Source organism: Roseibium porphyridii (assembly GCF_026191725.2).
Taxonomy (GTDB): domain Bacteria; phylum Pseudomonadota; class Alphaproteobacteria; order Rhizobiales; family Stappiaceae; genus Roseibium; species Roseibium porphyridii.
This window is the reverse complement of the sequence record NZ_CP120863.1, coordinates 1,055,508-1,072,214: the sequence shown is the minus strand read 5'-3', so window position 1 is coordinate 1,072,214 and position 16,707 is coordinate 1,055,508. Positions and strand designations below refer to the sequence as shown.

Sequence of the window (16,707 nt, the reverse complement as noted above, 5' to 3'; positions counted from 1 at the left end):
CAATGAGCCTATTTGACGAAGATGTCCCCAAAAAACCTGAGGCCGACCCCATCACCGTGGGCGAGGATATTTCACGTCATTCGGAAAACGATCTTAATGAGCGGATAGAGGCCTTACGGGAAGAAATTAACCGTACGCAGAAAGAACTCGAACAACGAGGTACTATTCGCGATGCGGCGAACTCGTTCTTTCAGAAATAGCCTTGGCATTTATTACAGTCTTTGAACTAAATCTGACAACTAGACGATTAACAAGGTAAATCAGCTAGGTAAAAATTTACTCGTTTACCTCTTATTAATCTTTCCAAAGTATAAATTTGTATATCCAGTCATCTGGATGTGAGTGGCTCCTGTCCACTCTGTTTGACGCCTCCCTGTTAAAGACTTCAGAGCCGCAACCGTGCGGCTCTTTTTTTTTAGGCCACGCTCATGGTATCCTCATACCGTTCTGGTTAAGGGCCACATTTGAGCGAGTTTGGCATGGGGATTGCTCAGTAGTTGGTACGAAGACCTGCATCGTTCCAAAAAGGGACACCTGCCCCGAAATGACATGTTTCGGGACAAGCAATGATAAAAATGCAAGTCGAACCGGAAGAGTAACTGAGGCGTAGCAATCCTATGACGGAAGACATCAAAACAGCCGAAGAAGCGATTGGCACCGTACACATCGCTCATCATCTTGCCAGTTCTGACAATTTCCAGACCCTGTTTCAGGAAGGCATGTCACTGGTTGAAGAGACCGCCATGTATTTGGATGGCTCCGGCCGCGAGGAAGCCAAGGAGTTGCCCCGTCCGGCATCATTGGCCTACGCAACGGAATCCATGCGCCTGACAACGCGTCTGATGCAGCTTGCATCCTGGCTTTTGCTCCAAAGAGCTGTGAACGAGGGCGAAATGTCTCGCGAACAGGCTGGCAGCGAAAAGAACAAGGTGCGGCTGGACAAGCTCAGCAGCGCAACCGGCGGACCGTCCTGGGACGAACTTCCCGAAACTTTGCGCGACCTGGTCGGTCGCTCGACACGCCTGCAGGAACGCGTTGTGCACCTGGACAAGATGCTCTACCGCGGCGGTGACGAACCGCAGACCGAGGAAGCCAACAACGACAACCCGGTCGCCTCGCAAATCAACCAGCTGCACGCGGCATTCGGAAATCTCGGCTAAGCGATCTTCGACCTATGAACACGAAGAGCCGCCAATTGGCGGCTTTTTTTGTCACCCGCTCGATCCATGGGGAGCGAAGCACACTCAGCAGCCGAAAGTTTGCTAGCGTCTTTTGCCAGAGACCTCAGCGCCGACCAGTAATCATGAGCGATCAATCAGACGTCCTATAACTTCCAGCAAGGCGGCCTTGATGTCGCTTTGCGACACATCGCTGGTTCCAACCGCACTTTGTCCCGCTCTTTCGATCAGATCGAGAACGAGGCCTGCTGTTGCGGTCCGTTTTGAATAATGGTCGGGTACATGTCCTTCAAGCGCATCGATCAATCGCTTTCTCGTGCCCGAAAACACTTTGCCGATATCCGGATTTCTGAAGATCTCCGCAACGATTTCCGCGCTCAGAGCTGCATTTGCCGGCGAGGAAGAGACTGCGAAATAGGCTTCCGCAAACTCGATCAAAGCAGCGCTATCGCTAACCGGGGCACTCTCCAGACGACTTAGCAGTGGTTCCATATCCGCAGCTTCTATCTCGGAGATGGCTGCAATGATTTCATGCTTTCCCTTGAAATGGTTGTAGAGGTTTCCAAGGCTTATCTCAGCCTGGCCAGCTATGTCGCGCATGCCCGTCTGATGGAACCCCTTGAGGATGAAAAGTGTCGCAGCTGCCTCGATGATCAGACGGCGTCGACGCGCTGTCTTTTCCTCGCGAGGGGACAGTTCCGGTTTCTTTTCCATCATCTGCACTACCGTGGACTGTTGATGTTTCTGCGTTGAAGCTACCTGCAGTTCTCATTTCAGGTTTTGAGCGCACTTGCAATTCAGGCAACATGATAATATTTAAACGAACGAACGTTCGTTTTTATAGAGGTTTGTGATGTTTGATAATATCGAGTTGCGATTGTCCGTTGTGGATCCGGTTTTCTCCGTCATCGAAATGATCGGTCTTGTCTTCCTCCTGATGCTGGTTTCCGAGGCAGCGTGGGATGTCTTTTCCGGATACAGAAAGTCCTTGAAAGAAACCGGCGCAAACATTTTCATTTCGATCGTCAACAGTGTTCTGGAGCGATTGGCGTTTGGCGCAATATTCGTTGTCGGCATCTTTGCGTCAGAGAAACTTGCCGTTTCGGAGGTGTCCCTGTCCTGGTGGTCCTGGCTTTTGGCAGTGCTACTGGCCGATCTGACATATTATTGGATGCACCGATTTGAACATCGCGTTCGCCTGCTGTGGACCTATCACAGCGTTCACCACTCTTCGCCTGAATTCAACTTCAGCACTGCGTTGCGTTTGGCCTGGGTCGAGGCCTTGTTCACCTGGATTTTCTTTGTTCCCATGGTAGTCATAGGATTTGATCCCGCGCAGGTGATTGGCGCTTTGGCTGTCGTGATTGCCTATCAATCCTGGATCCACACTGAAAAACTCGGAAAGGTTCGAATTCTCGACGCGGTGCTCAACACCCCCTCGAACCATCGCGTCCATCATGGCCGCAACCGGATCTATCTTGATAAGAACTTCGGCGGGATCCTGATCATCTGGGACAAGCTGTTCGGCACCTATGCACCAGAAACAGAAGAAGTCCTTTTCGGAATTACCAAACCTGTCGGCTCGTCAAATCCCTTTGTGATCAATTTCAGTGAAACTGCGCTTATGCTGAAGGAGGTTTTCCGACCAGGCCCGATGAAATTGCGGCTTGGAAGAATTTTCATGCCTCCTGGCTGGTCTGACAACGCCAAACCAAGGCGCAATAAAACCTCTGAAGATCAACAGGCAGCTCGTCGTAAACTCAATTGAGATCCGTGCGAATTGGGAGAACCAATTTGGCAGCGCGCGTGTTCCCGGTTCGACAGCACAATTAGCTGCAGACTTTCTTGCAGACAGAAACGGACCGCAAGACCAAACCGCCGGGCATCCGAAGAGATACCTTTTCAAGGCACAAAAAAACCCGGCAAGAGCCGGGTTTTTCTATCAAGGCTGTGGATCGGTGATTAGGAACCGAGGAAACCAGCAAACTTGTTTTTGAAGCGCGATACGCGTCCACCGCGGTCCATCAGCTGACGGTCACCACCGGTCCAAGCCGGGTGAGACGTCGGGTCGATGTCCAACTGCAGTGTATCGCCTTCCGATCCATAGGTGGAGCGGGTGGTGAATTCGGTACCATCGGTCATGACGACCTTGATGGTGTGGTAGTCGGGATGGATATCCGCTTTCATGGCCGGTCCTTTCAAACACCAGGATGGTCTTTCAGGGAAAGTCGTTATCTTGGCGTAAAACGTAGTAAAGGGCCGCCGATCCGGTTGCGGACGCCGCCCTCAGAAACATGAGGCGGGGATATACCCCAAGGTGGAGTGCAAAACAAGAGGCAAAATCGGGCAAATCCTCTCAATCTCAAACATCTGTTTCAAATAGCGATATCAAAATAAATTACCCAATCAGCGCAGTTTCCATAGAACTTGATCAATGCCATTGAGCCTTTTGCGGAACATGCTAAAGACGGCTTGAAAAGCATGAGGAGAGACTTGTGGCCGACGCCCCTGCATCACAAACGCAGCAAGACCGGAAATCTGTTCGCAGATCCCTGAAGCCTTTGACGCGATTGATCCCCTATCTTCGCAAACACAAGGGTATGGCCATCGGTGCGTTGGTTGCCCTGTTCTCTGCTGCCGTCATCACACTCATACTGCCCAACGCTGTTCGCCGCATGATCGATTTTGGTTTCGGAGCGGATGACCCGGCGTTGGTGAACTCCTATTTTGCGGTTCTGGTCGGTGTGGTCTGTGCCCTTGCGACTGCCAGCGCTGTGCGATACTTCCTGGTCATGTGGATCGGCGAACGTGTGGTCGCAGAACTCCGCTCGGACGTGTTCGCACACCTGACGCAACTCAGCCCTACCTTCTATGACACTGCAAAATCAGGCGAGATACTCTCGCGGCTGACTGCTGACACAACGCAAATAAAGTCTGCCTTCGGGGCAAGTGCATCGCAGGCGATGCGCAATTTCATTATGTTCGCCGGGGCTTCGGTCATGATGGTCGTCACCAGCCCGCGGCTGTCCGTCATCGTTCTGGCAGCCATTCCCGTAATCCTGGTCCCGATCCTGGGTTTCGGACGACAGGTTCGCAAACGGTCACGCTTTGCACAGGACACATTGGCTGATGCATCGGCCTATGCAGGCGAGATGCTTGGTTCCGTGAAAACCTTGCAGGCCTTCACTCATGAATCCAGAAGCGCGAACCGCTACGGCAGTGCCGTGGAAGCAGCTTTTCAGGCAGCGCGCAAAGCCATCATGGCGCGCGCCGCACTGACCGGTTTCGCAATCATGGTAATAGGTGCCAGCATCGTCGCCGTCTTGTGGATTGGTGCCAGCGACGTCTTTTCGGGGCGGATCACCGGCGGGGAGCTCAGCCAGTTCCTGCTCTATTCAATTCTTGCCGCCGGGTCACTCGCAACGCTTTCGGAAGTCTGGGGCGAGCTGTCGCAAGCTGCTGGCGCTGCAGAACGGCTGTCTGAACTCCTGGATATTGAATCGGAGATCAGTGCTCCGGCTAAACCGGCCATCCTCCCGGCCGAGCCACGCGGGTCCATTTCCTTCGATGATGTTTCCTTCGCCTATCGCAATGCGGAGCACATGCCGGTCGTGAAAGACCTGTCACTGAATATCGCTCCAGGTGAAACCGTTGCCGTTGTCGGCCCATCCGGTGCAGGCAAATCGACACTCTTTAATCTGCTGATGAGGTTCTACGATCCGGCAACGGGCATCATTCGGTTGAACGGTGTGGACCTGAAACAGCTCGATCCAAAGGGTCTGCGTAAACAGATTGCCCTTGTTCCGCAGGACACGGCGGTCTTCGGAGCAAGCATTGCAGAGAACATCGCCTATGGCCGTCCGGATGCCAGCAGAGAAGAAGTGATTGCTGCGGCGAAAGCTGCTTTGGCGGACCCGTTCATTGCAGCAATGAGCGACGGCTATGACACTCTGGTCGGCGAACGCGGCGTAACCCTCTCAGGAGGTCAGCGTCAGCGGATCGCAATTGCCCGAGCCGTCTTGAAAGATGCACCCGTTCTTTTGCTGGATGAAGCCACGAGCGCGCTAGATGCAGAAAGCGAGAGACTGGTTCAAAAAGCGCTAGACCAGTTGATGAAAGGCCGAACGACGCTCGTTATTGCGCACCGTCTCGCCACGGTTCTCAAGGCGGACCGCATTGTTGTCATGGACGAAGGGCGCATTGCAGAGACTGGTACGCACGCGGATCTGAGCGCGGCGGGCGGGCTATATGCCAAACTTGCACGCCTGCAATTCGATGCGGAAAGGCAGGCCGAGGCGGTCTAGAACACCTGCGATCGGGCTCAAGGTGCCCTTATTCCTCGTCCGGCACTTCCACCGTGTAGTTCAACGGCATGCGGCCACCATCGGCGATGATGGTCTGGCCGGTCACATAGCTTGCGTCTTCAGATGCCAGAAATGCGGCGACACCTGCAATTTCAGCCGGGTCGCCCACGCGCAGCATGGGCGTGCGCGACAACAGTCTTTGCTTGGCCTCCGGATCGTCATTCACGGAAGACAGCATGTCTGTCATGATTGATCCAGGTCCGATGGCGTTGACGCGAATACCATGTTTTGCCAGCGACAGAGCTGCTGTTTTTGTCAGCTGCGACACGCCCCCCTTTGAAACGCAATAGGCAAGCTGCGTGGGGATGGCCAACACCGCATTGATCGAGGACATGTTGATTATGCAGCCTGGTGCCCCGCCATTTTCCACCGTTTCGACCATATGCCGTGCAACGGCCTGCGAACACAGGAAGACACCTTTGAGATTAACCGACAGAACACGGTCGAATTCGTCTTCTTCGAAATCCAGAAAATCAGCACCGGAGACAATACCCGCGTTGTTGACCAGGATATCTATCTCACCATAGGCGTTCAGAGTTTCGGCAACCAGATTGCGAACATCCAGGCGTTCCGCCACATTTGCATGGATATAGGTGGCTTCGCCGAGCGTCTTGAGATCATCCGCTGCACTCTCGCCAGCATCGTCATCCACATCACAGATCACGACCTTTGCGCCGTCCATGACAAACCGCTTGGCTACGGCGAAGCCGATTCCTCGAGCTGCGCCGGTTACAATGGCAACCTTGTTTTCCAGAGACACGGAATCCTCACCGCTGTTGGTTTCGAACTGCGCTGTCTTGAGCGCGGGCCGCTACGCGGCGGCCCGACATTAGTTCGCAATTCACGCGGTGTCGATGGCGGTCACTTGCCTCCAGTAACGTCAGGCAAAGACGTCAGCTGGAAATCCCGTGTGTTTTCAAGGCGTCAGTGATTTCGTCCAAAATCGCAGGATCATCGATCGTGGCGGGCATCTTGTAACTCTCACCATCAGCGATCTGGCGCATGGTGCCTCGCAGGATCTTGCCGGAACGCGTTTTTGGCAGTCGTTCGACAGTGATCGCGATCTTGAAAGCCGCGACGGGCCCGATCTTTTCGCGAACGAGCCCGATCAATTCCTTTTCGATGACCGCATGGTCCCGATCAACACCGGCCTTGAGGACGACGAAACCGCAAGGCAGCTGCCCTTTGAGCTTGTCGGCAATGCCAATCACCGCACACTCGGCAACGTCTGCGTGGGTTGCCAGAACTTCTTCCATGCCGCCGGTGGAAAGCCGGTGACCGGCAACGTTGATGATGTCGTCGGTCCGCGCCATGATCGAAAGATAGCCGTCATCATCAATGACACCCGCGTCCGCAGTTTTGTAGTAGCCCGGAAACTCGGCAAGGTAAGCGTCGAAGAAACGCTGATCGGCATTCCACAGTGTCGGCAGGCACCCAGGCGGCATCGGCAGTTTTACGACAATGTTTCCCAGTGTGTTGGGCCCAAGCGGGTGGCCGGCATCATCCAGCACCTGCACGTCGTATCCCGGCATTGGAACGGTAGGAGAACCTGGCTTGACGGGTAGTTTTCCCAAACCCATCGGATTGCCGACGATGCACCATCCCGTTTCGGTTTGCCACCAATGATCGATCACTGGCACCTGAAGCTGATCGATGGCCCAATTGACCGTTTCCGGGTCCGCACGTTCACCAGCCAAAAACAGTGATCGAAACTGGGAGAGGTCGTATTTCTTGATCAGCTTGCCTTCCGGATCTTCCTTGCGGATCGCCCGGAACGCGGTCGGCGCCGTGAACAGTGACACCACATTATGATCCGAGATCACCCGCCAGAAAGTCCCGGCATCCGGTGTTCCCACCGGTTTGCCTTCGAACACGATGGTGGTGCAGCCGTGCAGCAGAGGCGCATAGCAGATGTAGGAATGACCAACCACCCAGCCGACGTCAGAGGCAGCCCAGAACACCTCACCCGGCTGAATGTCATAGAGATTGCTCATCGACCATTTCAACGCGACCATATGGCCGCCATTGTCGCGCACCACTCCTTTGGGCTGGCCAGTCGTGCCGGACGTATAAAGAATATAGAGCGGATCCGATGCTTTGACGGGAACCGGTGCAATCCTGCGGCCCTCGGCAACGGCCTGCGCCTGCAGCGCACCCAGGTCGAAGTCACGTCCGGAAACCATATCGGCGGGTTTCTCATCGCGTTGATAAATCAGACAGCACTCAGGCGAATGAGACGCCAACTCAATCGCGTTATCGATCAGCGGTTTATAGGCGATGACACGGCCCGGCTCGATGCCGCAAGAAGCCGCGATGATGGCTTTCGGTGTGGCATCATCGATACGTGTTGCCAACTCGTTGGCGGCAAAGCCCCCAAATACGACCGAATGGACGATGCCTAGCCGCGCACAGGCCAGCATGGCCATTACTGCTTGGGGTATCATCGGCATATAGATGATGGCCCGGTCACCCTTTTGCAGTCCGCGATCGGACAGCACGCAGGCCAGTGCTTCCACTTCCTCCAGAAGTTCAGCATAAGTGTAGGTCGCCGTCCTGCCGGTAATCGGGCTATCGTAGATCAGCGCCGGCTGGCCAGGGCGACCGCGTTCCACATGCCTGTCCAGGCAGTTGTAGCAGGTGTTGCATTCCCAGTCCGGGAACCAGCGACCGTATTGCCCCTGATCCGGATCAAAAACCGTATCGGATGTCGAATCCCAGTCGATTTCAGATGCCGCCGTTTTCCAAAATCCCAACGGATCGTTTTTCCAGCCTTGATAGACCTCGTGATACCGGCTTGCCATCGCTATGTCCTCCCAAACGCCGACCGGGTCAAAACCCCGCCTTTTGCCGGACAGAGTGCTGTAAGGGAAGGTCAAATTGCAAGCCTTCACGCGTAGGCAATTCGACGGTCGGGACTTTACGTAAACACTTTGGCATGCTTGTTTGCCGGTCCCTTCCCCTGTACCTCTCACGTTCTTTGGCCCATGACCCCGATCACAGACATCTGGTTTTACGCTGCGGCGATTCCGGCGATTTTTTTCGTTGGCCTGTCCAAAGGAGGTTTTGGTGGCACTTTCGCCATGCTTGGAGTTCCGATCATGTCGCTGGCCATCCCCCCGATCCAGGCAGCTGGCATCCTGTTACCGATCTTGATTGTAATGGATGTGATTGCGCTGCTTGCCTACCGGGGCCGGGCGGACTGGCGATCCCTGGCAATTCTGATGCCCGCGGCTGTCGCCGGCATCAGTATCGGATGGGCAACAGCGGCCTACGTCAATGATGCCTTTGTCATTTTCCTGATCGGGATCATGTCTCTGGCTTTCGTTGCCGACTATATCTTCAAGCAACGCAAAAACGATGCTGCCAAGAGCCACAGCGTTGCAAAGGGAACATTCTGGGGAACCGTTGCCGGCTTCACCAGCTTCATCAGCCATACGGGCGGGCCACCGTTTCAGATGTATATGCTGCCGCTGCGCCTCGCACCCGTCCTCTTTGCCGGAACAGGCGTCATTTTCTTCGCAACGGTCAATGCGATCAAGCTGGTTCCCTACTTTCTGCTTGGCCAATTCGATGCCACCAACCTGTCGACATCGGTCGCTCTATTTCCCGTGGCGCTGGTCGCAACTCTGGTCGGCGTCTGGCTGGTCAGGATCGTCAAGGCCGATACCTTCTATTCGGTTATCTACATTGTCATGGGCCTGATCGGGGTCAAACTCACCTATGACGGTCTGATCGCGTTACTTGCATGAACTCAGGTTCAGACGGTCGGTCCCTGCAATGATGAATTGCGCGGCCGGCTGTTTCCGGTTTTCATACCGCCAGATACCGATCAAGGGAGGATGATCATGGACACCGGCGTCAGTCCGTTTGCGCGGGGACTTGAGAAAAACGCGGCGAACTTCGCCGCTCTGTCACCGCTCAGTTTTCTGGCGCGCGCCGCTGATGTGTTTCCGGAAGTCACGGCGATCATACATGGCAGTCAGCGCACCGATTACCGGACGTTTTATCGCCGGTCCCGGCAACTTGCCTCAGCGCTCGCGGGTCTCGGTGTCGGCAAGGACGACACCGTCAGCGTGATGCTATCCAATGTCCCTCCGATGCTTGAGGCCCACTACGGTGTTCCAATGGCCAGGGCTGTTCTCCATTCCATGAATACGCGACTGGACGCAGCGATCATCGCTTTCCAGCTCGATCACGCCAACGCGAAAGTGCTCATCACCGATCGAGAATATGCATCGGTCGTCAAGGAAGCCCTCTCGATCGCGAGCGTCAACCCAATCGTTATCGACTATTCCGATCCGGAGTTTCCGCAGGAAGGCGAGCGCCTGGGATCGCTCGACTACGAGAACTTCATTCAAACGGGAGATCCCGAGTTCAACTGGTCGCTACCGGACGACGAATGGGACGCAATCACGCTCAACTATACTTCCGGCACGACCGGCAACCCGAAAGGTGTCGTCTATCACCATCGCGGCGCTTACCTTCTGGCCCAGGCCAACGTCATTACAGCCGCCATGGGAAAGCATCCGGTCTATCTTTGGACCTTGCCAATGTTTCACTGCAACGGCTGGTGCTTCCCCTGGTCGCTGTCAATTGTCGCCGGCACTCATGTGTGCCTGCGTTGGGTAAGACCGGACACGATGTGGGATCTGATAGCCGATGAGGGAGTGACCCATCTGTGCGGTGCTCCGATCATCATGTCCACGCTCCTGAATGCAGCCCCTGACCAAAAGCGCGAACTTGATCGGGAAGTCGAGTTTTTCACCGCGGCGGCCCCACCCCCCGAAAGCGTTCTGGCTGCCATGAAAACCGCAGGCTTCAATGTCACCCATCTTTACGGCCTGACAGAAGTGTATGGTCCGGCCGTCGTAAATGACTGGAAACGGGAATGGGACGCGCTTTCCATAGAAGAGCAGGCACAGAAAAAGGCGCGCCAGGGCGTGAGATATGTCGCGCTGGAGGATCTCACTGTGCTCGATCCGGAAACCCTAGATCCCGTTCCCTCAGACGGAGAAACGCTTGGGGAAGTCATGTTCCGCGGCAACGTGGTCATGAAAGGTTATCTGAAAAATCCCGAGGCGACCGACAAGGCCTTCAGGGGCGGCTGGTTCCATTCAGGCGACCTCGGCGTTCGGCATCCGGACGGCTACATTCAGCTCAAGGACCGTTCAAAGGACATCATCATTTCTGGAGGTGAAAACATCTCTTCGATAGAAGTGGAAGAGGTTCTTTACAAACATTCCGATGTTCAGGCCGCAGCCGTGGTTGCCAGACCGGACGAGAAGTGGGGCGAAACGCCCTGCGCCTTTGTGGAATTGAAACCCGGAGCGGATGTCCTTGAAACGGATCTGATCAGCTTTTGCAAAAACCATCTGGCAGGCTTCAAAGCACCGAAGACCGTGGTCTTTTGTGAACTGCCGAAAACGTCGACAGGCAAGATCCAGAAATTTGCGCTCAGAGAACAGGCCAAGGCCCTTTAGAAGTTGGATAGCAACTTCATTGGGCTGACCTGTGGCACCATCCACTAAGCTGAACCAAGATATAAAAAAAACGCCGCGCGAAGCACGGCGTTTCGATTTCTCTTTTCAAGGGGATCGCTAGTGCAGCGTGTCGTTACTGCGTAGTCGCTCGATCTCGTCCTTGATCTTGAGTTTCTGTCGCTTCATGTCAGCCAATTGCAGGGAGTCGGTACTCGGATGCATCAGAGCGTCTTCGATCTTGCGTTTCATTTCTGCGTGGCGGCGCTCAAGTTCTGCGAGATGTGACTGCATTGACATGGAATTTTTCTCCTGTCTGTTGGCTCAACCTTTTCATCGTGCCACACAATTTCCAGCCTTGTCGATTGCTGAATCTGCATATCTGAGGCGCTTCGCCGTCAAATAATGCATTCTTCCAACTAACCTTAGGAAATCCTGAAAAATCGGGTGCAAATAAGAGGCTCAAAACTCACAAAAAATTCTCATGCGTGCATCGCACGATGACATTTTCCACAGCATCAGGATTTCTACGTCTTTTTGTCCCATTTCGTGGGCAGCATGGCCCGGGAAGCGTGATTGTTGACTTGCCAAAGATGCTATCTTGCCCGACAGCTGCAAAATAGATTAGGACTCATGTCCGGCTTTAGGGGACATAGATGGCGCGAATAGATCAGGATGCTTTGCGGTTGGAGCTGGCGCAGCTTCGTCAGGAACACCGGGATCTTGACGTTGCCGTCGAAGCACTCGGAGCAACGTCGAACCATGACGCGCTTCAACTACAGCGACTGAAGAAAAAGAAGCTGATGATCAAGGATCGAATCTCGGCTCTGGAAGACCAGTTGTTTCCCGACATCATCGCCTGAAGAACCGAAAATCTCCACTTCGCTGGCCTGCCCAAAAACCCTTCGCTGCCGCAACGAAGGAATTCCATCGTTTGCGTCTTGCGATGTGCGGCGCGCTGCCTATACTCCGCGGCTCTTCTGAGCCCGCCGGATACTGGAGCATAAAATGGCACAAGCGGACGTCGCAATCATCATGGGCAGTCAATCTGACTGGCCGACAATGAAACACGCGGCGGACACGCTCGACCAACTGGGTGTCAGCTACGAGGCGCGTATTGTTTCCGCCCACCGCACGCCGGACCGCATGTACGACTTCGCCAAGGGTGCGAAAGACGAGGGCTTCAAGATTATCATTGCCGGAGCCGGGGGGGCAGCACATTTGCCCGGCATGACCGCATCCCTGACATCCCTTCCGGTTTTTGGTGTTCCAGTGGAAAGCAAGGCGCTCTCGGGCGAAGACAGCTTGCTTTCCATCGTTCAGATGCCGGCAGGAATCCCGGTTGGAACCCTGGCGATTGGCAAAGCGGGCGCTACCAACGCCGCCCTTCTGGCCGCCGCAGTCCTTGCGTTGCAAAGCAGCGCTATCGAAACCGCCTTGAATAAATTCAGAGCCGAACGCACCGCAGCAGTTGCCGAGACGCCATCGGACGACTAGGCCTTTCACGCAAGCCCGCTTGAAGTGTCCGCAGCAGGATTTCACGATATGACTGACAACACCCGTTTGAGCCCCGGCGACACGATCGGAATTCTCGGCGGCGGACAACTTGGCCGGATGCTGGCGCAGTCAGCTGCCAGCCTCGGATTGAAATCGCACATCTTTTGTCCCGATCCCAACAGTCCCGCTTTCGATGTCAGCTCCAACTTCACCGTTGCGCCCTATGAGGACGTCGACGCACTTGATCGATTCGCGGCCGCCGTTTCCGTTGTCACTTACGAGTTTGAGAACGTCCCGGGACCAACAGCCGCCCATCTTGACCGGAAGGTGGCGGTCCGCCCGGGCGCAAGAGCACTTTCTGTGTCTCAGGACCGACTGTCGGAAAAGCAGTTCCTCGCGGACACAGGTGTTGCGATTGCAGATTTCCGCGAGATCAATTCTCAAGAGGACGTCGAGCAGGCAGTTGCTGAGTTTGCCGGGAAAAGCGTTTTGAAGACGCGGCGCTTTGGCTATGACGGCAAGGGTCAGCTGATGATCCGCACTCCCAATGATGTCGCCAATGCTTATGAACGGCTTGGCAGTGTGCCAACCGTCCTCGAAGCCTTGATTGACTTTGAATGTGAAGTGTCCGTCATCGTGGCCAGAGATCTTGACGGCAATTGCGCCAGCTACGACATCGCCCGAAACCATCATGAAAATCACATTTTGAAGACATCCACTGTGCCGGCGGGCGTTGCGAAGGAAACGTTGGATGCGGCACGGAACATGGCCGAAAAAATCGTCACAGGCCTTAACTACGTCGGTGTGATGGGCGTGGAGATGTTTCTGGTGAAGAGCGGCGACAGCGAAGAACTGCTCGTCAACGAAATTGCACCGCGAGTTCACAATTCCGGTCACTGGACACAAGATGCGTGTCTCACCTCTCAATTCGACCAGCATATTCGTGCCGTCGCGGGTTGGCCGCTCGGCGCGGCAACGCGTCATTCTGACGTCGTCATGGAAAACCTTATTGGCCATGATGCTGATGACTGGAAGGCTGTTCTGGAAGAGCCTTCAGCCAAATTGCACCTCTATGGCAAGGCCGAAACCAGGGACGGGCGCAAGATGGGTCACGTCAACCGGATTTCGAGCAAAGCCACCTGACGGGGTCAGAAAGTCACAAGGCCGAGCCGTTCCCGCTTTGCAAAGCGCAGATTTGCGAGAATCGCGACTGAGGCCAGTCCGCCTGCCAACCCACACCAGACGCCAACACCACCCCAACCGGCGACAAAACCAAGGCCGAGGGACAGGCTGATACCAACGACCCAATAGCCGAAGAGTGCAAAAAACAGCGGGATTGTAGTATCGCCCAGTCCGCGCAAATTGTTGACGCCGATGATCTGTCCACCATCGGCCAACTGAAACAGCGCCGCCACCAGCAGGAACGAAACACCGTAGCGAAGGACCTCGTTGGCTTCCGGGTCGCTGAGATCCAGATAAAACCCGACCAGAATTTCGGGAATGGTCCAGAACGCGACAGCGAAGCAGCCCATGAAGGCGACTGTCGTACAAAGCGCTGTCCATCCGGCCCTGCCGACACCTGCATGATCGCCTCGACCGGCCGCAAGGCTGACGCGGGTCATGGCTGCGACCGACAGACCTACAGGAACCATGAAGGTTATTGAGGCAATTTGCAGCGCAATACCGTGTCCGGCCAGCGGAAGTGTACCCAGCCATCCGATCATGATCGACGATGCGGTAAACAGCGACCCTTCAGCGATGATCGTCAACGCGATTGGTGTACCCAGTCGAACGATCTGGAAAAAGACGGGCCAGTCCGAGCGCCAGATACGGCCCATGATGTTGTAGCGGCGCAATTTTGGATGCCAAACGGCATAGGCCAGCAGGAACAGGAAGGTTGTGGTCGCACTGAAGACGGAGGCAATGCCGGCGCCAACAAGCTCCAGTCGAGGAAAACCGAATTCACCGAAAATCAGAAGGTAATCGGCAATCGCATTGACGACGGCACCGGCAATTGTCGCCCAGAGCACAACCTGCGTGCGCTCCATGACGGTTAAAAACCCGCGCACGGCCATGATCAGCAAAGCAGGCAACATCGTCCATTGCAGATAGCGCATATAGTGCCCGGCCAGGTATGCCAGTTCCGGATCCTGCCCCAGAAGCAGCAGGATCGATTCCGTGAAAAACAGAATGCACCAGACCGGAATGCAAAAGAGCACCGAAATCCAGAAGCCCATGCGCACGGCCCGGCGCAGATCCCGCAATTTGCGCTGGCCGCGAGCGCGTGCAGCCAGTGGAATCACCGCCTGCAGCAGACCCATGCCGAAAAACCACAGCAACATGTAGAAATTGAAGGCAAGCACTGAGGCGGCAAGTTCTTGAGCGCCCAGTCTGCCAATCATCAACACATCCGTTGTGTTGATCGCCATCTGGGCAATCTGCGCTCCGGCCAATGGCAGGCCGAGCGCCAGCGTTGGCAGAATATCGCTGCGCCACAAAGACTGCTTTGTTGCCGAATCGGGGACCCCGGACGCTGGCCGCGCCATTGTTTCCTCCAAAAACAGGGCTGGATGGATGCTCTTCTGGAAAAGAGATCTTGAAAATGAGAGCCAATCAGCAGTAATCCTCAAATCAGAGACTGTCTACAATTCTTCGCAGCCTCTACCGGCGCAAAAGTCCGCCACGGAACCTGTTTCTTTTCGAATGACTGTGGACAGGCGCAGCGGGCTCTGGTATCAAGCGCACCAAAGTGAGCGACGCGTCAGCGGCGGTCAGGCTTCTTTGCACTTGTGAATGCTTAGTCCTGCAGGGCGTATATGAGCGTTACATGCGTGTGTTCAGCCCGAGCGCAAATCTTGTTGGCGAGACCTTGCTTAAATCATAGTCCATTCTTGCTGCGGAACGGCCGCGGCGCATCGAAAACGGGAAAAAACGCGTGCAGGTTCTGGTTCGCGACAACAATGTCGATCAAGCGCTGAAGGCGCTTAAGAAAAAGATGCAGCGCGAAGGCATCTTCCGTGAAATGAAACTTCGCGGTCATTTTGAAAAACCGTCTGAAAAGAAAGCGCGCGAAAAAGCTGAAGCTATCCGCCGCGCTCGCAAGCTGGCTCGTAAACGGGCACAGCGTGAAGGCTTGCTTCCGGGCAAGTCCGCTCGCCGCTAAACCGGCTTGAGCATATTTGGCAGCAGGCGCTGCCGATCTCAATAAACTGCCGTAAGGCCGGCCGATGTCACGGTCGGCTTTTTGGCGTTTATCGAGAGATTGCTCTGGACACCGGTCGCACGGAGATCGTTAGCCATACTCCCGCCCAATTGGAGGCAGAAGAACGGCATGGTTTATCGCTTGACTGTAAGAGATCATATGTGCCGCATGCGCAACTTTCTGCCACATGCCATTGTTCTGAGCCTGGCTACGTTTCTGGCCGCCTGCAACACGTCCAGTGTCTATAACAACGTTCCCGTGAACAAGTCTGCCGGATCGGCAACCAACATCGCGTCACTGACAGCGGTGATCGAGGCCAATCCGTCCGACGCCAGCGCATACAGCACGCGCGGCATCGCCTACGGCCAGGCTGGAAAGCTCGACAACGCTGTCGAAGACTTCAACCGGGCCCTGCAGCTTAATCCGCAGTCCTATCAGACATACGCGAACCGGGCACTTGTCTATCGTCGCATGGGCCGCAATCAGGAAGCTGTTTCCGATTATACGCGGGCCATCAATATCAAGCCGGACTACGATGTCGCTTATGTCGGTCGCGGCAACATCTATCGGCAGCAGGGTAATTTTTCCGCTGCCCTGTCAGATTTCAACTCCGTCATCACCCGCGACAGCAGCGATGCGCGTGCGTTTTATAACAGGGGTCTGATCTATCAGGCGCAGAACCAGCACCCTCAGGCCATCGAAGACTTCGCGACTGCAATCGGGCTGAACCCGAAGGCAAGTGCGCCTTATACCGCACGCGGCATTTCCTATATTGCCGTAAACGACCCGACCACGGCGTTTTCAGACCTTTCCATGGCCGTCAATCTTGACCGGGATTCTTCAATTGCCTGGGCCAATCGCGGCCTTGCGCAGGAAATGCTCGGCAAGCCAAAGGAAGCTCGGCGGAACTATACCCGCGCGATCACACTGGACAATTCGAACCAGGTTGCCCGCGAAGGCCTGGGCCGCGTCGGAAGCTGATTGTCGCA

17 protein-coding genes are annotated in these 16,707 nt (G+C 55.2%); 11 read left to right on the top strand and 6 right to left on the bottom strand.

Features of this window, described 5'->3' with window-relative positions; all coding sequences use genetic code 11:
• Positions 1–2: 2 nt before the first annotated feature.
• On the top strand, positions 3–200 hold the full coding sequence (locus K1718_RS05080) for a DUF1192 domain-containing protein (RefSeq protein WP_265682803.1): 198 nt from the start codon (positions 3–5) through the stop codon (positions 198–200).
• Between the two features lie 417 nt (positions 201–617).
• The gene (gene rcdA, locus K1718_RS05075) at positions 618–1,160 is read left to right on the top strand and encodes a protease adaptor protein RcdA (protein WP_152499891.1); all 543 of its coding nucleotides are present in this window, start codon (positions 618–620) and stop codon (positions 1,158–1,160) included.
• A gap of 141 nt (positions 1,161–1,301) precedes the next feature.
• Here the strand turns inward: rcdA and K1718_RS05070 are convergent, their stop codons facing one another.
• Positions 1,302–1,895, bottom strand: coding sequence for a TetR/AcrR family transcriptional regulator (locus tag K1718_RS05070; protein ID WP_265682800.1), 594 nt, complete (start codon positions 1,893–1,895; stop codon positions 1,302–1,304).
• Positions 1,896–2,031: 136 nt separating this feature from the next.
• Here K1718_RS05070 and K1718_RS05065 point away from each other — a divergent pair, with 136 nt between their 5' ends.
• On the top strand, positions 2,032–2,946 hold the full coding sequence (locus tag K1718_RS05065) for a sterol desaturase family protein (RefSeq protein WP_265682798.1): 915 nt from the start codon (positions 2,032–2,034) through the stop codon (positions 2,944–2,946).
• 194 nt (positions 2,947–3,140) lie between these two features.
• On the opposite strand, the gene rpmE is transcribed toward K1718_RS05065, so the two are convergent.
• Positions 3,141–3,365 (bottom strand): 50S ribosomal protein L31, encoded by a 225-nt coding sequence (gene rpmE, locus K1718_RS05060; protein ID WP_152499888.1) that lies wholly within the window; start codon positions 3,363–3,365, stop codon positions 3,141–3,143.
• Between the two features lie 308 nt (positions 3,366–3,673).
• On the opposite strand from rpmE, the gene K1718_RS05055 reads away from it, so the two are divergent.
• Positions 3,674–5,482 (top strand): ABC transporter transmembrane domain-containing protein, encoded by a 1,809-nt coding sequence (locus tag K1718_RS05055; protein ID WP_265682797.1) that lies wholly within the window; start codon positions 3,674–3,676, stop codon positions 5,480–5,482.
• Between the two features lie 28 nt (positions 5,483–5,510).
• Here the strand turns inward: K1718_RS05055 and K1718_RS05050 are convergent, their stop codons facing one another.
• Together K1718_RS05050 and K1718_RS05045 are read right to left on the bottom strand one after the other, a co-directional pair.
• A complete protein-coding gene (locus K1718_RS05050; protein WP_265682795.1) occupies positions 5,511–6,302 on the bottom strand; it encodes an SDR family NAD(P)-dependent oxidoreductase in 792 nt (263 codons plus the stop codon).
• Between the two features lie 133 nt (positions 6,303–6,435).
• On the bottom strand, positions 6,436–8,343 hold the full coding sequence (locus K1718_RS05045) for a propionyl-CoA synthetase (protein ID WP_265682794.1): 1,908 nt from the start codon (positions 8,341–8,343) through the stop codon (positions 6,436–6,438).
• Positions 8,344–8,526: 183 nt separating this feature from the next.
• Here K1718_RS05045 and K1718_RS05040 point away from each other — a divergent pair, with 183 nt between their 5' ends.
• Together K1718_RS05040 and K1718_RS05035 are read left to right on the top strand one after the other, a co-directional pair.
• Positions 8,527–9,291 carry a sulfite exporter TauE/SafE family protein gene (locus K1718_RS05040; protein WP_152499884.1) on the top strand — a complete coding sequence of 255 codons (765 nt, stop codon included), beginning with the start codon at positions 8,527–8,529 and terminating at the stop codon, positions 9,289–9,291.
• 96 nt (positions 9,292–9,387) lie between these two features.
• Complete coding sequence (locus tag K1718_RS05035) at positions 9,388–11,022, top strand: acyl-CoA synthetase (protein WP_265682792.1); 1,635 nt, start codon at positions 9,388–9,390, stop codon at positions 11,020–11,022.
• A gap of 117 nt (positions 11,023–11,139) precedes the next feature.
• Here the strand turns inward: K1718_RS05035 and K1718_RS05030 are convergent, their stop codons facing one another.
• Positions 11,140–11,319, bottom strand: a complete 180-nt coding sequence (locus tag K1718_RS05030; RefSeq protein ID WP_152499882.1) for a YdcH family protein — start codon at positions 11,317–11,319, stop codon at positions 11,140–11,142.
• A 356-nt stretch (positions 11,320–11,675) separates the two neighbouring features.
• Between K1718_RS05030 and K1718_RS05025 the strand changes: the two genes are divergently transcribed.
• The 3 genes from K1718_RS05025 (at position 11,676) to K1718_RS05015 (ending at position 13,659) form a co-directional block, all read left to right on the top strand.
• Positions 11,676–11,882 carry a YdcH family protein gene (locus K1718_RS05025; protein ID WP_152499881.1) on the top strand — a complete coding sequence of 69 codons (207 nt, stop codon included), beginning with the start codon at positions 11,676–11,678 and terminating at the stop codon, positions 11,880–11,882.
• Positions 11,883–12,027: 145 nt separating this feature from the next.
• Positions 12,028–12,516, top strand: a complete 489-nt coding sequence (gene purE, locus K1718_RS05020; RefSeq protein ID WP_152499880.1) for a 5-(carboxyamino)imidazole ribonucleotide mutase — start codon at positions 12,028–12,030, stop codon at positions 12,514–12,516.
• A gap of 48 nt (positions 12,517–12,564) precedes the next feature.
• On the top strand, positions 12,565–13,659 hold the full coding sequence (locus K1718_RS05015; RefSeq protein WP_265682790.1) for a 5-(carboxyamino)imidazole ribonucleotide synthase: 1,095 nt from the start codon (positions 12,565–12,567) through the stop codon (positions 13,657–13,659).
• 5 nt (positions 13,660–13,664) lie between these two features.
• Here the strand turns inward: K1718_RS05015 and K1718_RS05010 are convergent, their stop codons facing one another.
• A complete protein-coding gene (locus tag K1718_RS05010; RefSeq protein WP_265682788.1) occupies positions 13,665–15,062 on the bottom strand; it encodes an MATE family efflux transporter in 1,398 nt (465 codons plus the stop codon).
• Positions 15,063–15,451: 389 nt separating this feature from the next.
• On the opposite strand from K1718_RS05010, the gene rpsU reads away from it, so the two are divergent.
• The gene (gene rpsU, locus K1718_RS05005) at positions 15,452–15,679 is read left to right on the top strand and encodes a 30S ribosomal protein S21 (protein WP_008188883.1); all 228 of its coding nucleotides are present in this window, start codon (positions 15,452–15,454) and stop codon (positions 15,677–15,679) included.
• A gap of 168 nt (positions 15,680–15,847) precedes the next feature.
• Complete coding sequence (locus K1718_RS05000) at positions 15,848–16,699, top strand: tetratricopeptide repeat protein (protein WP_209006828.1); 852 nt, start codon at positions 15,848–15,850, stop codon at positions 16,697–16,699.
• Positions 16,700–16,707 lie beyond the last annotated feature (8 nt).

What these genes read in the sequence shown, in the direction of transcription:
- K1718_RS05080 (WP_265682803.1), top strand. Translation starts at nt 3, where the DNA reads ATGAGCCTATTTGACGAAGATGTCCCCAAAAAACCTGAGGCCGACCCC.
- rcdA (WP_152499891.1), top strand. Translation starts at nt 618, where the DNA reads ATGACGGAAGACATCAAAACAGCCGAAGAAGCGATTGGCACCGTACAC.
- K1718_RS05070 (WP_265682800.1), bottom strand. Translation starts at nt 1,895, where the DNA reads ATGATGGAAAAGAAACCGGAACTGTCCCCTCGCGAGGAAAAGACAGCG.
- K1718_RS05065 (WP_265682798.1), top strand. Translation starts at nt 2,032, where the DNA reads ATGTTTGATAATATCGAGTTGCGATTGTCCGTTGTGGATCCGGTTTTC.
- rpmE (WP_152499888.1), bottom strand. Translation starts at nt 3,365, where the DNA reads ATGAAAGCGGATATCCATCCCGACTACCACACCATCAAGGTCGTCATG.
- K1718_RS05045 (WP_265682794.1), bottom strand. Translation starts at nt 8,343, where the DNA reads ATGGCAAGCCGGTATCACGAGGTCTATCAAGGCTGGAAAAACGATCCG.
- K1718_RS05040 (WP_152499884.1), top strand. Translation starts at nt 8,527, where the DNA reads ATGACCCCGATCACAGACATCTGGTTTTACGCTGCGGCGATTCCGGCG.
- K1718_RS05035 (WP_265682792.1), top strand. Translation starts at nt 9,388, where the DNA reads ATGGACACCGGCGTCAGTCCGTTTGCGCGGGGACTTGAGAAAAACGCG.
- K1718_RS05030 (WP_152499882.1), bottom strand. Translation starts at nt 11,319, where the DNA reads ATGTCAATGCAGTCACATCTCGCAGAACTTGAGCGCCGCCACGCAGAA.
- K1718_RS05025 (WP_152499881.1), top strand. Translation starts at nt 11,676, where the DNA reads ATGGCGCGAATAGATCAGGATGCTTTGCGGTTGGAGCTGGCGCAGCTT.
- purE (WP_152499880.1), top strand. Translation starts at nt 12,028, where the DNA reads ATGGCACAAGCGGACGTCGCAATCATCATGGGCAGTCAATCTGACTGG.
- K1718_RS05015 (WP_265682790.1), top strand. Translation starts at nt 12,565, where the DNA reads ATGACTGACAACACCCGTTTGAGCCCCGGCGACACGATCGGAATTCTC.
- K1718_RS05010 (WP_265682788.1), bottom strand. Translation starts at nt 15,062, where the DNA reads ATGGCGCGGCCAGCGTCCGGGGTCCCCGATTCGGCAACAAAGCAGTCT.
- K1718_RS05000 (WP_209006828.1), top strand. Translation starts at nt 15,848, where the DNA reads ATGGTTTATCGCTTGACTGTAAGAGATCATATGTGCCGCATGCGCAAC.